The sequence below is a fragment of the Pseudoalteromonas sp. NEC-BIFX-2020_015 genome (assembly GCF_012952265.1).
Classification (GTDB): domain Bacteria; phylum Pseudomonadota; class Gammaproteobacteria; order Enterobacterales; family Alteromonadaceae; genus Pseudoalteromonas; species Pseudoalteromonas neustonica.
In genome coordinates, this window is the sequence record NZ_JABCJL010000003.1 from 13,130 (window position 1) to 27,285 (window position 14,156).

At 40.5% G+C, this 14,156-nt stretch carries 13 protein-coding genes; 5 read left to right on the top strand and 8 right to left on the bottom strand.

Going from position 1 to position 14,156, the window contains the following annotated elements; genetic code table 11:
* Nucleotides 1-45: 45 nt before the first annotated feature.
* The 5 genes from ubiD to HH219_RS03035 all read left to right on the top strand — a co-directional run bounded on the left by ubiD (nucleotide 46) and on the right by HH219_RS03035 (nucleotide 4,104).
* Entirely contained in the window at nucleotides 46-1,512 is a 1,467-nt protein-coding gene (gene ubiD / locus HH219_RS03015) for a 4-hydroxy-3-polyprenylbenzoate decarboxylase (RefSeq protein ID WP_169326587.1), read from the top strand.
* 106 nt (nucleotides 1,513-1,618) lie between these two features.
* A complete protein-coding gene (gene fre / locus HH219_RS03020; protein ID WP_169326588.1) occupies nucleotides 1,619-2,332 on the top strand; it encodes an NAD(P)H-flavin reductase in 714 nt (237 codons plus the stop codon).
* 127 nt (nucleotides 2,333-2,459) lie between these two features.
* Nucleotides 2,460-2,780, top strand: a complete 321-nt coding sequence (locus HH219_RS03025; protein ID WP_054205226.1) for a hypothetical protein — start codon at nucleotides 2,460-2,462, stop codon at nucleotides 2,778-2,780.
* Between the two features lie 77 nt (nucleotides 2,781-2,857).
* Nucleotides 2,858-3,571 carry a YafY family protein gene (locus HH219_RS03030; protein WP_054205227.1) on the top strand — a complete coding sequence of 238 codons (714 nt, stop codon included), beginning with the start codon at nucleotides 2,858-2,860 and terminating at the stop codon, nucleotides 3,569-3,571.
* A gap of 119 nt (nucleotides 3,572-3,690) precedes the next feature.
* Complete coding sequence (locus tag HH219_RS03035; RefSeq protein ID WP_054205228.1) at nucleotides 3,691-4,104, top strand: CBS domain-containing protein; 414 nt, start codon at nucleotides 3,691-3,693, stop codon at nucleotides 4,102-4,104.
* A gap of 16 nt (nucleotides 4,105-4,120) precedes the next feature.
* On the opposite strand, the gene add is transcribed toward HH219_RS03035, so the two are convergent.
* The 8 genes from add to cyaY form a co-directional block, all read right to left on the bottom strand.
* A complete protein-coding gene (gene add, locus HH219_RS03040; protein WP_169326589.1) occupies nucleotides 4,121-5,122 on the bottom strand; it encodes an adenosine deaminase in 1,002 nt (333 codons plus the stop codon).
* Between the two features lie 426 nt (nucleotides 5,123-5,548).
* Nucleotides 5,549-8,230: a CHASE domain-containing protein gene (locus HH219_RS03045; protein WP_169326590.1), complete on the bottom strand. Its 2,682-nt coding sequence runs from the start codon at nucleotides 8,228-8,230 to the stop codon at nucleotides 5,549-5,551.
* Nucleotides 8,231-8,269: 39 nt separating this feature from the next.
* Nucleotides 8,270-9,379, bottom strand: a complete 1,110-nt coding sequence (locus tag HH219_RS03050; RefSeq protein ID WP_054205231.1) for a heme biosynthesis HemY N-terminal domain-containing protein — start codon at nucleotides 9,377-9,379, stop codon at nucleotides 8,270-8,272.
* Nucleotides 9,376-11,223, bottom strand: coding sequence for a uroporphyrinogen-III synthase (locus HH219_RS03055; RefSeq protein WP_169326591.1), 1,848 nt, complete (start codon nucleotides 11,221-11,223; stop codon nucleotides 9,376-9,378). Before HH219_RS03055 ends, HH219_RS03050 begins: the two co-directional genes overlap by 4 nt.
* Nucleotides 11,224-12,162 carry a hydroxymethylbilane synthase gene (gene hemC, locus HH219_RS03060; protein WP_054205233.1) on the bottom strand — a complete coding sequence of 313 codons (939 nt, stop codon included), beginning with the start codon at nucleotides 12,160-12,162 and terminating at the stop codon, nucleotides 11,224-11,226.
* Nucleotides 12,163-12,212: 50 nt separating this feature from the next.
* Nucleotides 12,213-13,049 (bottom strand): DUF2914 domain-containing protein, encoded by an 837-nt coding sequence (locus tag HH219_RS03065; RefSeq protein ID WP_169326592.1) that lies wholly within the window; start codon nucleotides 13,047-13,049, stop codon nucleotides 12,213-12,215.
* Nucleotides 13,050-13,073: 24 nt separating this feature from the next.
* Nucleotides 13,074-13,730 carry a dienelactone hydrolase family protein gene (locus HH219_RS03070; RefSeq protein WP_054454422.1) on the bottom strand — a complete coding sequence of 219 codons (657 nt, stop codon included), beginning with the start codon at nucleotides 13,728-13,730 and terminating at the stop codon, nucleotides 13,074-13,076.
* On the bottom strand, nucleotides 13,727-14,050 hold the full coding sequence (gene cyaY, locus HH219_RS03075) for an iron donor protein CyaY (protein ID WP_054205236.1): 324 nt from the start codon (nucleotides 14,048-14,050) through the stop codon (nucleotides 13,727-13,729). The genes HH219_RS03070 and cyaY overlap by 4 nt, the downstream gene beginning before the upstream one ends.
* Between the last annotated feature and the right edge of the window lie 106 nt (nucleotides 14,051-14,156).

Genomic DNA, 14,156 nt, shown 5'->3' on the forward strand with positions numbered 1-14,156 from the left:
GACTCAAGTATAATGATTCTAATTTAAGCCTTAAAGCAGCCGACAATGAAATATAAAGATCTCCGTGATTTTATCAAATTACTAGAAGAAAAAGGTGAGCTTAAACGTATTCACCAAGAAATTGACCCTTACCTAGAAATGACCGAAATAGCCGATCGCACGCTGCGAGCTCAAGGCCCAGCTTTACTGTTTGAAAACCCCAAAGGGCATTCGATGCCTGTTTTAGCCAACCTATTTGGCACACCTAAACGTGTTGCTATGGGCATGGGTAAAGATGATGTTAGTGAGCTTCGTGAAGTTGGTAAACTACTGGCATTTCTAAAAGAGCCAGAACCACCAAAAGGCATTAAAGAAGCGCTAGGGCAAATTCCGGTATTTAAGCAAGTACTTAATATGCCAGCCAAAGAAGTAAAAAAAGCACCTTGCCAACAAATTATCATTGAAGGCAATGAGGTAGATTTAACTAAACTGCCAATCCAACATTGCTGGCCTGGCGATGTAGCTCCCCTTATCACTTGGGGCTTAACCGTCACCAAAGGACCTTACAAAAAGCGTCAAAACTTAGGTATTTACCGTCAACAATTACTTGGTAAAAACAAAATAATCATGCGCTGGCTTTCACACCGTGGCGGCGCGCTTGATTTTCAAGAATGGTGTAAAGAAAACCCTGGCGAACCTTATCCTGTATCAGTCGCACTTGGCGCAGATCCTGCTACAATTTTAGGTGCAGTAACGCCTGTACCTGACACCCTAAGTGAATACGCATTTGCTGGCTTACTTCGTGGTAGCAAAACAGAAGTAGTTAAGTCGATATCAAATGATCTACAAGTGCCTGCCAGTGCTGAAATCATATTGGAAGGCTATATCATGCCTGGTGAAGTAGCGCCAGAAGGCCCTTATGGCGATCACACTGGTTACTACAATGAAGTGGATGAATTTCCAGTTATGACCGTCACACATATGACGCATCGCAAGGATCCAATTTACCACAGTACTTTTACCGGCCGTCCACCAGATGAACCTGCAATTCTAGGCGTTGCACTAAACGAAGTATTCGTACCAATCTTACAAAAGCAATTTCCTGAGATTGTCGATTTTTACTTACCGCCTGAAGGTTGTTCATACCGCATGGCTGTCGTGACCATGAAAAAACAATACCCTGGCCATGCTAAACGCGTAATGATGGGGGTATGGTCGTTTTTACGTCAATTTATGTACACTAAGTTTGTAATCGTGTGTGATGACGACGTCAATGCCCGAGACTGGAACGACGTAATTTGGGCTATTACAACACGCATGGATCCCGCTCGTGATACAACTTTAATTGAAAATACACCGATTGACTATTTAGATTTTGCATCACCTGTTTCTGGCCTTGGTTCTAAAATGGGTATGGATGCAACCAACAAATGGCCTGGTGAAACAACGCGCGAATGGGGTGAACCTATCGTTATGGACCAAGCCACTAAAGACCGTGTTGATGATATTTGGCAAAGTCTTGATATTCTATAGTTTGATCATCTAACTGATGAATTAACAGTCTATAAAACCCCTGTGCTGATATGCTAGAATTGAGAAATTCGAATGCGTATCTGCAAACAGTGCTAAAAGGTAAACCATGCAAACATTACATGCTGACGTTGTTGCTATCAGCCCATTAACTGAATTTGTTCACAAAGTTATTTTAAAACCAATTGAAAGTGTTAAATTTGAAGCAGGCCAATACTTACAAGTTGTGCTTGGTGAGAAAGACAAGCGTGCATTTTCAATTGCTAGCCGTCCTTCACAGTGTGACGAGCTTGAATTACATATTGGCGCATCTGCAGTTGACTCATACGCCATGCAAACCCTTGAACATTTACGTGATGCACACACTAACAATACCAAAGTAACCATTGAAACGGGCTTAGGTATTTCGCAACTACGCCTACAATGCGAACGCCCGATTATTTTACTCGCTGGCGGCACTGGTTTTTCATACGCAAAATCAATGGCTGATCATTTAAGCGAAATTGGTTGTGACCGCCCTGTTTTATTTTACTGGGGTGTACGTGAAGAATCGGCTTTATATGCACACACTGAAATGCAAACGTGGGCTAATAGCCGAGAAAACTTTACTTTTATCCCTGTCGTTGAAAACCCAACAGACAGCTGGACAGGCCATACTGGCTACGTACATAAAGCCGTGATGAGCGATATTGCCTCCCTTTCGCCATATGATATTTACATGGCAGGGCGTTTTGACATGATTGGCATCGTACGAGATGATTTTATTGCTCATGGTGCAATCCGCGAAAACATGTACGCTGACGCATTCGCGTTTATTAAGTAATAAAAAAATCCATTATAGCCAGCTTAATTATTTCAATTGCACCAAATTGATATAATTAAGCTGGCTACTGACACTCCCTGACAATACATTATGGTTTACTGTTCGCTCTTAAACAAGGAGCACAATTATGACCACTAACGTAATCGAAGTTATCACTTTTAAACTAAATAACGACACAGATTTGGCACAATTTCATATCGCCAATAATACCTTCCAAAACTTTATCGACAAGCAGCCAGGAGTGTTTTATCGCTCACTTGCTAAACAAGCAGAAACCCAGCAATATATTGATGTTATATACTTTGCGACTCCCGCAGATGCGAAACGAGTGAGTGATATGTTTTTTGAAAACGAGCAGTGCCAACAATTTGCAGCATTAATTGAAAAACAAAGTGTACAATTAACCCATTACGAAGTATTAAGCCAAACAGCTTGCCAGCAAAGTTGAGTCACCTAAAGTCTGAGTTAAATTACTTCCTAAAAATCCGCGTAAATACATTAACTTAAACGATAAAGGATACGTTCGTGCATAAATCAGAGCGGCTGTTTCAATTAGTAAATATGCTAAAAGGTCGCCGCTTTGCGGTTACTGCAAATGAACTTGCTAATCGACTGCAAGTATCTCAACGAACCATTTATCGCGATATTCAACACCTTCAAAGTTCTGGCGTGCCCATTGAAGGTGATACGGGGGTGGGTTACCTAATAGCACACTACGATCTTCCCCCAATGATGTTTACATTAGAAGAATTACAAGCGCTTCTACTAGGTAGTAAAATGGTGAGTGCATGGACTGACCCACAATTAGCTGCCAAAGCCCAAGCTGCAATAGCTAAAATAAATGCCGTATTGCCTGAAAAGCTAAAACAGCAAGTCGAAGAATTACCTTATTTAGTATCGGCCTTTAACCATGATAAAACCCATCAAGAAATTACATTGCAACTTCGTAAAGCTATTACCAATAAAACCTGTATTGAATTTCATTACCTAGATGTTAACCAGCAGCCAAGCCACCGCATTGTAGATCCTCTTGGGCTCGTATATTGGGGCGCAAAATGGACGCTCATCGCTCACTGCCAATTACGTAATGACTATCGGGAATTTCGCTTAGATCGCATTCAAAGCATTACCTCACTAGCGAATACATTCAATACCAGTTCACACAAAAGTCTCTCACACTATATTGAGTTAGTTAAAGCAAAATACCACGTTGATATTGATTGCCCGGAAAATAAATAAATTACCACCAACTGGTGATCTGATTGTTTTAACCTATCAGAGCAATCAACATAAACAATTTCCCAAAAACCCATTCATTAACCATACTTTGTACAAGTCATTAACGGGGAGAGACCCAAATGTTAAATACAAAAGTAAAAGATTTTATGCAACGCAAACTACCCAATATCACACCTGAAACTGAAATGACTACGGCTATTTCAGAATTACAAAAATTCAAACTGATGGGGGCACCTGTATTTAATGAGGATAAGTGTTTGGTAGGTTTTATTTCTGAACAAGAACTACTAAAACCTTTAATGCAAAATAGTTATTTTTGTGATGGCGTAGTCAAAGTAGCTCAGCTGATGCAAACTGATGTAGTTACCGTCAGCGGTGATACCAATATTATTGAACTAGCCGAACAAATGAAAACGGGAAAGCCAAAAAATTACCCTGTTGTAGAGGGCACAACGGTGATTGGTATGATTGGCCGAAGCGATATTCTTAAAGCTCTTTTTGACAACTACTTAAGCTGTCAAAAAGAACATTAGGTGGCGTACGTCGCTGCTATTTAGCAGCGGCACTGTGTTTTAACTGTTGCTTTTCAGCATCACTCAAATAGGCTATCTCGAGTGCATTTACTTGCGCTTTTTCCATGTCAGCTTGCGTCAGACCAGCAGCTGGTGCGGCAACTGCATATTCATGCTCAATTTCAATGCCTTCAACAGCAGGATCATCCGTATTAATACACGCTAAAATACCATGATCTAAAAAGCGTTTCAGTGGATGCACATCTAAGCTAGCAACGGTACTCGTTTGCACATTACTGGTTAAGCATGATTCAATGCCTATGCGATTATCTCGCAGATAGTCCATTAGCTTTACATCTTCAATCGCTTTTACACCATGGCCAATACGCTCTGCTCCAAGCTCATTAATTGCTTGCCAAATACTTGCAGCACCAAGTGCTTCGCCCGCATGAATAGTAGCGGCTAGGTAGGCATTTCGGACCTGTTTAAAGTGATCAACAAATAGCTCTCCCGGAAAACCAATTTCATCACCGGCTAAATCTACAGCCACTAAATCATTTTTAAATGCAAGCAACGCATCAAGCTCTTGTTGACAAATTTTGGTGCCATAAGTACGTGACATAATGCCAATTAAATTAGCTTTAACACTGCTGCTTTGAGTGGCACTTTTTATACCATCAACCACGGCTTCTACAACGCCTTGCGGATGCAGCCCTTGGCTTTGCGCCATATAATAAGGGCTAAAACGAAGCTCAACATAATCTAAACCTTGCGCTTGTGCATCTTCAATGTTTTCAATTGCAATACGACGACAGGCATCATAATCACCCAGTACGGCGACACCCCAATCTAATTTTTGCAAAAAGGCCATTAGGTTTGGTTCTGGATCAATGACTTGCACATGCGGTATTAGCGCCGCCACATTATCGGCGGGTAATTTGATATTGAACTGACGGCCCAAATCAAGAATAGTTTGCGCACGAACATTACCGTCTAAATGGCGATGGATATCTAGCAAAGGGAGTTTTTTATTAATCATAATTAGCACTCAGTCAGTTAAATTTGCGCGGATCATACGCACTTAAATAGGTAATTCAAGTTTAGATGATTTTGTTTTCTTTATTGAGGTCATTTGTCTGCATGACAAAGATGAAAACATTTAAAATAAATGCCAAAAACGCTTTATATACCCAAGCCACCTCAAGATGCAGTTTCAGTTGGAGTTAAAAGCGATTTAGGCAAGGCATTGATTGCAAATAATGGTTGTTCCCTTGTTAAAATCATTCCCTTATAAAAGTAACGCTGTATAAATCGCTTTTAAACCAACCCGTTGGGCGTTTCACAGGCGCTTACTTTCAGCGTTGTTACTTATTAAAAGGGATGACCATTATTGCAAAGTAACGCCTTGATATTAAACACCTGTGAAACGCTGAAGTCTGCATCTTGAGGCGGCTTGGGTATACACTTATTGTAAATAATGCCACATCGTTTTAAATAATTTATCAGCATCAATTGGTTTAGTTAAGTAATCGTCCATACCTGTTGCTAATGCTTTTTTCGCATCCTCATCATGCGCATTTGCTGATAAGCCAATAATAGGCAACTCGCTCATAAATAGCTCATTACGAATAACCTTAGTCGCTTGTAAACCATCCATATTAGGCATTTGAATATCCATAAGAACTAGGTCATAAGGTGTCTGTGACACTTTTTCAATCGCCTCAAAACCATCATTAGCAATATCCGCAACGCACCCTTTTGTTTTTAATATTGCAGTTGCAACATGTTGGTTTAGGGGGTTGTCTTCTACTAATAATATTTTAAAATCAACAAACGATAAGCTGCTTGTATCTATGTCGTTGAAGCGTGTTTCTAACTGCTCTGTTTTTGCTAGCGGTGAAATGCGTGGCAAAGTAAAAGTAAATGTAGAGCCCAGTCCTTGCTTGCTTTCCAGGCCTATTGCCCCTCCCATTAACTCAACCAGCTTCTTGCAAATACTTAAACCCAAACCTGTACCACCATACTGGCGTGAAGTAGAACTGTCAGCTTGTGCAAACGGTTGGAATAATTGCTGTTGAGCATTGTCGTTAATACCTATGCCGGTGTCATTTACACTAAAATAAGTAACGCTCTCACTTTGCCATATTTTTAATGTAATAGTCCCTGTTGCGGTAAACTTAATGGCATTATTTAGTAAGTTTAATAACACTTGCTTTAGCCGAATTGGATCGGTATCTATCTGTAATTGTGCGCCACGATCTAACTCCAACTGCAAATTGAGTGCTTTAATATCCGCCTCAAATTGCACTAAGTTCATAACCTCATCAATAAGGTGATTAACCTTTATGGGTTCTTGTGCTAAATCAAGCTTATCGGCTTCCATTTTTGAATAGTCGAGCACATCATTCAGCACCCTCAAAAGCACGCTAAGTGCACCATCAGCTTGTTCTATGTAACGGCGACCTTGTTGCCAATCTTGCTGTTGCAACGCTAAATAATGCAAACCTTTAATACCGTTTATTGGTGTGCGTACTTCATGACTCATGTTCGCTAAAAATTGGCTTTTGATTTGACTCGCTTCATCTGCTTTTTGTTTTTCTTGACGTAAAATCCGTGTTTGCTGAGCAACTTGCTCCCTCACCTGAATATTAGTACCCGTTACTGATATCAAGAAGGTAATTAACAACCAAACAAATAACATACCCACTATTTGTGCAAGCCAATACATGACCCATGATGTTTTTGATTTAGGCTCAAATAGCTGCACTTGCCAAATACGCTTTCCAAGTAAAAGTTGATACTCGTTAAGCAATTCAACATTCGCACTTTGAGTTTGATAAATTAATTGCTGATCATTCTCATCTGTTACATCGTAAAAATGGGCGCTTATCTTACTGTCATGATTAAACCATAACGATTGAGATAAGCGCGATAAACTCACCACCCCAACAACAAACCCTTTAAAATCACCCTGAGTATCTAAATCTCCAAACACAGGGAAGAAAAACAATACACCATTACCATCAGCATTACTTTGGACTAACCCTATAGGTTCACTTATTACCAATTCATTCAATGCTTTTGACATCATTAACGCATCATATCGCTGCTCATTGGAAGCCAAATCAAACCCAAGTACAACCTCATTTCCTACTATTGGATGGGCATATTGCACAGGGTAGTACTCATCTCGAATTGAGACAGGCTGCCAGCTTTGTCCTGATGACTTTTCTTTAATATAAAAATCATCAACCCCTTCAAGCTGAATACCCTGTTGGTATTGGGTTAGCTCGGCTTTAGTAACACGCGGTACCCATTCAAATGCTAAAATTTCATGGCTATAATCCAACTGCTTTGAAGTGAAGCGCTTAAACTCTTGGTAATTAACCTCATCACTACTGGCAAAAAAGGTCGCGAGAAGAGTCAAATGCCCTGTTATTTCAGATATTTTATGATTGATTTCAGATTGCACAGCAGCAATCTTAGCACTTTGTTTTTGAATGTTTTTTTCTTTTTTGACACTAGCCGCAGCGTAAAAACTCAGGCTAATCACCATATAGATAAATAACGAAGGGAGAATAACCTGTAGTCGATGGCGCATTTGTGAATAATTGAACGCTGCCAATATTAGCGGTGTAAAAATCAACACCCCTATACTGTCGCCAATCCACCATGCTATAAAATTATCAACGGCGACATGGGCAGGAATAACCTGATTATAAACCAACAGTGTAGTGCCTATTGACGCTGCAATAACACAACAAATAGGGCCTGCAACAATTAAGCTATGAACGCTGCGTTTTAAAGATGATAAATCTAAAGGGGCTTTAACTACATTTACAATGAGGTAGCTACCAAACCACGCCTGAAAAGTTGCAGCTAAAGAAACTATTAAAGCCTGAAGGAATACTTGCCAATGTAATATATCAACAACACGATCAAGGTGAGCAAGATTAGTAAGCAGTGCACCGAGCAAAATCCCCGCTAAAGCTCGGCGCCCACATAATAAAAAACCAGCTAAAGCGATACCCGATGGCGGCCATGAAGCAACAGCATATCCATCAACAGTCAATAATAAATTACTAAAAAAACCAGTCGTAAAATAAGCAAAAGCAAGGCTAACAGTCAGAGTAAATATATTCTTCATATGCTCTGGCGCTCCTATGCCGATATAAGCCTATTTAGATTATAGGTAAAGATCTAGCGCTTTTTGTGGCTGTGCACTTTTACTATAACTAAGCTGAGCTTGTGCTAAGTAATCTTTACTGTTTTCAGGGTTTAACGCCTTATCAAATACACGTGCAGCAAGCTCGTATTCGCCATGTGCATTCGCTAAACACGCTAGCGATAGTAATAAGTCTTGATTATCTGGTTCTTTTTTCAGCGTATCTTGTAAGCTCGCCTGTAATTTCAGCGCATCTCCCGGTGCAGAAACGTTTAATACTTTGGCAAGATCATTATGTTGCTCTGATTTTTTAAGCATTTTTAATAAAGTTAGCTCAATTTCATTTAAACGCCCTACTTTTGCCATCACAGATAAATAAGCCATATGCGCTTTTACTTTCAAGCTTTTTGAGAGCTGTTGATATTTATCAATTAACTGCGAGTGCGGCTGTGCCATAAAATAAGCTGTGAATAATGACGACCACTGTGTATCGGTTAATGCTTGTTTACTTAATAAACGTGGCATAAATTGCTCAAGAGCCGTCCACTTTTGTTGTTGAACTAACACTTCCGCGTACATTTTCAGCTCTAATGCAGTTGCTTTTTTAGCTTCTGCTAATGCTTTTAAATCACCAGTCACCGTACTGCAATCGCCTGTGGCTAACCAAAGTTTAGCTGCTTTTAATTGATTTTCTGCTGAAATTTTCTCAAGTAAGGTAATTGCTTTATTTATCTCACTTTTTTGCAAAGCGGCTTTAGCTAATAAAGCATAGCGTACATCATGCCAATTATCCGCCACACTATTGTTTTCCAGCGCAAGCTCTAACTGCTCACTATCGCTGTTAATTAAACTCCAAATACCTTGTTCAATGGCTGCTTGCTTGCGCTCTTCACTGCGAGCAAAAAAGCGATGACGAGTATTACTGTATAAAGACCAAACATAGCGAATGAGTTTATAAGTAACATACAGTCCAAGTGCAATAACTAAAAATGCCGCACAAAAAGCAACAATTGAGCCCTCTAATGTAGTGTGATTAAACGAGATAAGTACATAGCCAACTTCACCAATTAACAAGGGTGATACAGCAAGCAAAATTGCGATGGCTAAAATAACCAAAATAATGCGTATCATTGTGCCCACTCCTTGACCTGCTCAGTACTTTTCAAAGTGATTTCAGGGTTAAAGTTTAGTGACTCTTTATTTAAGCCTGCCAATGTTTTAAGTACACTTTGTGTATGTGGATCATCTTGCTTAAAGTAATCACTCACTAATACATGAGCTTGGTTTAAAGCGGTAAAATATATACTTGCTTGTTTAGTTAAAAGTGCATCTTGCGCTTGAGATAAATACAGACTTAAACGCTGCTTAATTAAATGACGCTCTTGCTCTGTTAATAAAGGCTCAATTGCAATATCTTCACGTTGACGAATTTTAATAAAATTATCTTGCAGCTGTTCCCATGTTTTAGCTACGTTTTGTTGCCAGTCACTGACATCTTCACTCAAAGCATCTTGCTTCGTCGTAATTGCTACTTGTGGTAACGCCACCGCATTAAAATCTAACTTATCTATTTGTTCTAACACACCGTGAAGTTGTAAATAAATCGCTTCAGCAGGGATCGGTTTTACGATACTAAGCGCTTGCATATCACTATGAATTGCTTGGCGAATAGCACCGGTTCCTGGATGCTCTGCTAGCAAAGCATCTAATCGCGCCAGCACTGCGGCTGCACCTTTATAATCTTTCTCAGCCCATAACTTAAACTCGGCCATGCGTTGTAAACTTGTGACTTCGTGCGGATTAAGGCTGTATGCTTGTTGCTGAGCACGTTGCAATGCACTCTCTAGTTGCTTAGCTGTATTATCCGCATTCTCAGCCAAACTAGCAGCTACTTTTTGCTCACTATTAAATAACGCTTGTTGCAGTGTTTGCTGCGCTGCTTTCACTGCTTGCAATTCTTTACTCAATAATTGATTGTCAGCAGATAGCTGAGTAACTAATTGATTGGCTTGCTGCTCTGTATTAAATTTTTGATAAAATTGATAACCCACACCCGATGCAACGATTAGCGAGATAAGCAACGCCAAGCTGCCTGTTTTACTTATTTTTTGTTTATTATTTTGGTTCATCATGGGTTCTTTTTTAGCAGCTGGAGAAGTTGCCGCTGACTTTGCTGTTTGATTAGTTGATGATGCTGTTTTTACTTCAGCTGCCGGTGTTGTTGGCTTTGCATGTTCGCTCATAGTATTACCTTGACTGATGCAGGTAAACATAGCGCTATCGCTCGCACCTGCAGCAATGTGAATATTTTCCGAATTTACATGTTGTAGCTTGAGGTGTTCACAAATACGACTGCTAGCAACATAAAACTGGCACTGTCTTAACCATTCTAGTTGTTTTAAAGGAAGTTGATTAAAAATAGCATCAACCGCCGCATTACTAGTAATGACTATACCTTTAACATTAAGGCTTTGCCAGTGGTCTAGCCAGTTGCTTGGTTCCCCTTCGATTGGGGCTCGCTGATAAATCACTAAGTTATTTAAAAAAGCACTGCGCTGCTTTAATATTTTAGCTATTGTAGGACGACCATCTTTCCCCTTAACAAGCACAATATTTTGCCCGTCAATCTGTTGCAGCGACTGTAATGCAAGTAAACCTTCCGAATCATGCTGCTTAGGCACCGCGGCACGCACACCAAACCCTTGCCAAATGGCCTCTGCGGTTTTTTCACCTACAGCGTAAAACTGCGCTTTGGTGTTTATATCTGGTTTAAGTGCTAATAAAGCTTTGACCGCATCTTGGGAGATAAAAATAATTTTATCTGCGTTCAACAAAGGGGTTAATTGAGCGCTTTGTAGTGTGAAGTAATCAAGTGTTAAAACTGGAAATAAGGTCGCCTGATAACCCCCTTGCAGCAGCTTTTCTGCAAGGTCAGCGCCTTTTCCCTCTGGGCGAGTTATCAGGATATGTGACATTTATGCGTCTCGGTATACGTCAGCTAAAATTTTATCTGCACCTAATGCTAGTAGTTGCTCAGCTAATTGCACGCCCAACGCTTCTGCATCAATCGTGTTACCGCTAATTTCAGCGCGTAGTATTTCACTGCCATCGATAGCACCCACTAAGCCACGAAGATGAACCTGTTCGCCATCAACTAAAGCATAGGCACCAATAGGAACTTGACAACCTCCTTCTAAACGACGATTCATAGCACGCTCAGCATTCACGCGAATACGCGTTTCACTGTGCTCAAGTGGTGCAAGCAATGCTTTGGTAGCCTCGTCATCAATACGACACTCAATACCAACAGCCCCTTGTCCATTGGCCGGTAGCGATACTTCAGGCTCAATAAACGCTTTAATACGCTCATGCATGTCAAGACGAATCAAGCCAGCCGCAGCTAAAATTATCGCATCGTATTGGCCGTCATCAAGCTTTGCTAAACGGGTATTTACATTACCGCGTAGATCACGAATCTCTAGATCCGGGCGCAACGCACGAATTTGACACTGACGACGCAAGCTTGAAGTACCCACAATTGCACCTTGTGGTAACTGCGCAATATCAGCGTATGTATTGGACACAAACGCATCGCGCGGGTCTTCACGCTCACAAATCGTGTGCAGCGCTAAACCTTCTGGAAAATCTACAGGCACATCTTTCATTGAATGCACGGCAATATCAGCACGGCCATCTAACATAGCTTGTTCAAGCTCTTTAACAAATAACCCTTTTCCACCAATTTTAGCCAGAGGTGTATCTAAAATAATATCCCCTTGAGTCGACATCGGCACGAGCTCAACAGTAATGTCTTTATGAAAATGCTCAAGTTGCGCTTTTACAAATTCTGCCTGCCAAAGTGCTAAGGCGCTTTTTCGGGTTGCTATACGAACGAGTTTATTTGTGTTTGTCATAATAAAAAGTATCCAATTTATGTTCTTTACTTAGCCCTGCGCTGCAGCGTTTATCTGGCTAATATACGAAATTCTTTTTGTGCTAATAAGTGACCTTGCTGATCAATCACGTCAACACGCCAGTGGCCAAGTTGCTCTGATAAAATATGCTTCTTTGAATAAGTACGATAACGCGGTGATGTGACATCAAGTTCAATACTGGCCATTATTTCGTTTTCATAACGCCAAACATGGGTCACTTTTTGCCCTTGTAAATTTTTAAGCTCACTAAAAAAAGCTATAGTATCAACAAATTCACCAATTCGAATATCCGCTTTTAAGACATTAACAGGCTCGCGCCCCACTACATCACGCGTCAATACTGCTCGGCTTACTTTGTCTGTATCTATTTTTGCACCCAACGCAACACTTGCAACATGGGCGGTACTGGCAAAACTTTTTGGCTGAGCGACTGTTGAATCAGTCTCATCTGATACTGTCGTAATGTCAGCTTCAATATTCAGTGCTGTTGTTTCACTTAGTTCTGACTCATCGTTATTAGCGCTCTGTAAATCGATGGCATGTTCAATCTCAGCCATCGAGTTATTTGTAATTAGCGCAGGCTCAACCTGCACATCATCACTTTGTTCAATTATAGGCGTAACGAAAGGGAGACCTTCATCAGCACCCTTCGTAGAAACTAATATCGGTACGTCATTTGACACATTAGGCAGATCATTTTGCTCAGCATTAACCGAGCCCAATAGGCTATAAGTAAAAACAACTAATGCAAATAAACCCAGTAAAGTCACAGTGGCAATGCGTTTCCAATGCCATTGATAGGTTACTGACGGTGCACTTGGTTCTGCACGCCTCATATTTGCTGTAATTACTATTTTTTGTTTCATTTTAGCCTCGGTTACTCAACACTATTAACTTAAGCGAGCAATTAACCATTGGCGAATAGCCGCTAGTTCTTCCCCACAAACCTGATGGCCCATTGGGTATTCTTGCCAACTTACATCCATGTTATGCGCTGATAATATGTCAAACGCATGACGACCCGCGCCGTAAGGCACAACCTGATCTTGGCTTCCATGAGCCATAAATACAGTTAAGTCTGTATGTTTTGCTTCTGCGGTTAATTTCTCTGGCACGCACATATACGTTGAAAGAGCCATTACTCCTGCAAGCTTTTGCTCTAAACGTGGAGCTAAATGCAGTGAAACAACACCGCCCTGAGAAAAACCAGCCAATATTATTTTATCTGCTGGAATACCTTTTTCAATCTCATGGCTGATCAACGCTTCAACTTTGGCGGCAGATTCCCGCACCCCAGTTTCATCCGCACGTTTATCAAGATCCATTGATTTAATGTCATACCACGAGCGCATTTCCATACCACCATTAATAGTGACGGGTTGCACCGGCGCATGTGGAAATACAAAGCGTACGCCTAAATCATCAGGAAGTGAAAGTTGAGGTGCGACCGGTAAAAAACCATCACCAGAATCGCCTAGGCCATGTAACCAAATAATCGTTGCTTGATGCTTTGCTTTAGCTGGATATTCAACAAACTCTAAACTCATAATTCAGACTGCCATTGTACAGGTTGGCCGGCTTGACGAGTTGTTGCTTCATTCATAAACTGCCAAAATTCAGCACCAGAGCGGTTATCTATCCATTTATCGCCACGTAATTCAAAGTGGTGACCATTAAATTTTGTTGCAACCCATACTTGATGTAATGGTGCTTGCTTATTAATTACAATTTTACTGCGATCGGCAAAAATAATCTCCAAAATACCTTGTGCAGATTCATAATCAAGATCGGCTTCACAGTCATCCACTTGCTCTTCAATTGTGAACATAAGTGCTTCGGCTAATTGGTGGTATTCATGATCAGTCATTATTATTTCCTTTACGGCAGTAGGATAAATTTGCTTACGGTTAGTGTAACAGGAATAAAATCATCCGCGAATAGCTGCATTTTTTAGATATTCTGTTAATCTGCGA

Excerpts from the sequence above, each read along its gene's own strand:
- ubiD (WP_169326587.1), top strand. The coding sequence starts at position 46 with ATGAAATATAAAGATCTCCGTGATTTTATCAAATTACTAGAAGAAAAA.
- fre (WP_169326588.1), top strand. The coding sequence starts at position 1,619 with ATGCAAACATTACATGCTGACGTTGTTGCTATCAGCCCATTAACTGAA.
- HH219_RS03025 (WP_054205226.1), top strand. The coding sequence starts at position 2,460 with ATGACCACTAACGTAATCGAAGTTATCACTTTTAAACTAAATAACGAC.
- HH219_RS03035 (WP_054205228.1), top strand. The coding sequence starts at position 3,691 with ATGTTAAATACAAAAGTAAAAGATTTTATGCAACGCAAACTACCCAAT.
- add (WP_169326589.1), bottom strand. The coding sequence starts at position 5,122 with ATGATTAATAAAAAACTCCCTTTGCTAGATATCCATCGCCATTTAGAC.
- HH219_RS03045 (WP_169326590.1), bottom strand. The coding sequence starts at position 8,230 with ATGAAGAATATATTTACTCTGACTGTTAGCCTTGCTTTTGCTTATTTT.
- HH219_RS03050 (WP_054205231.1), bottom strand. The coding sequence starts at position 9,379 with ATGATACGCATTATTTTGGTTATTTTAGCCATCGCAATTTTGCTTGCT.
- HH219_RS03055 (WP_169326591.1), bottom strand. The coding sequence starts at position 11,223 with ATGTCACATATCCTGATAACTCGCCCAGAGGGAAAAGGCGCTGACCTT.
- hemC (WP_054205233.1), bottom strand. The coding sequence starts at position 12,162 with ATGACAAACACAAATAAACTCGTTCGTATAGCAACCCGAAAAAGCGCC.
- HH219_RS03065 (WP_169326592.1), bottom strand. The coding sequence starts at position 13,049 with ATGAAACAAAAAATAGTAATTACAGCAAATATGAGGCGTGCAGAACCA.
- HH219_RS03070 (WP_054454422.1), bottom strand. The coding sequence starts at position 13,730 with ATGAGTTTAGAGTTTGTTGAATATCCAGCTAAAGCAAAGCATCAAGCA.
- cyaY (WP_054205236.1), bottom strand. The coding sequence starts at position 14,050 with ATGACTGATCATGAATACCACCAATTAGCCGAAGCACTTATGTTCACA.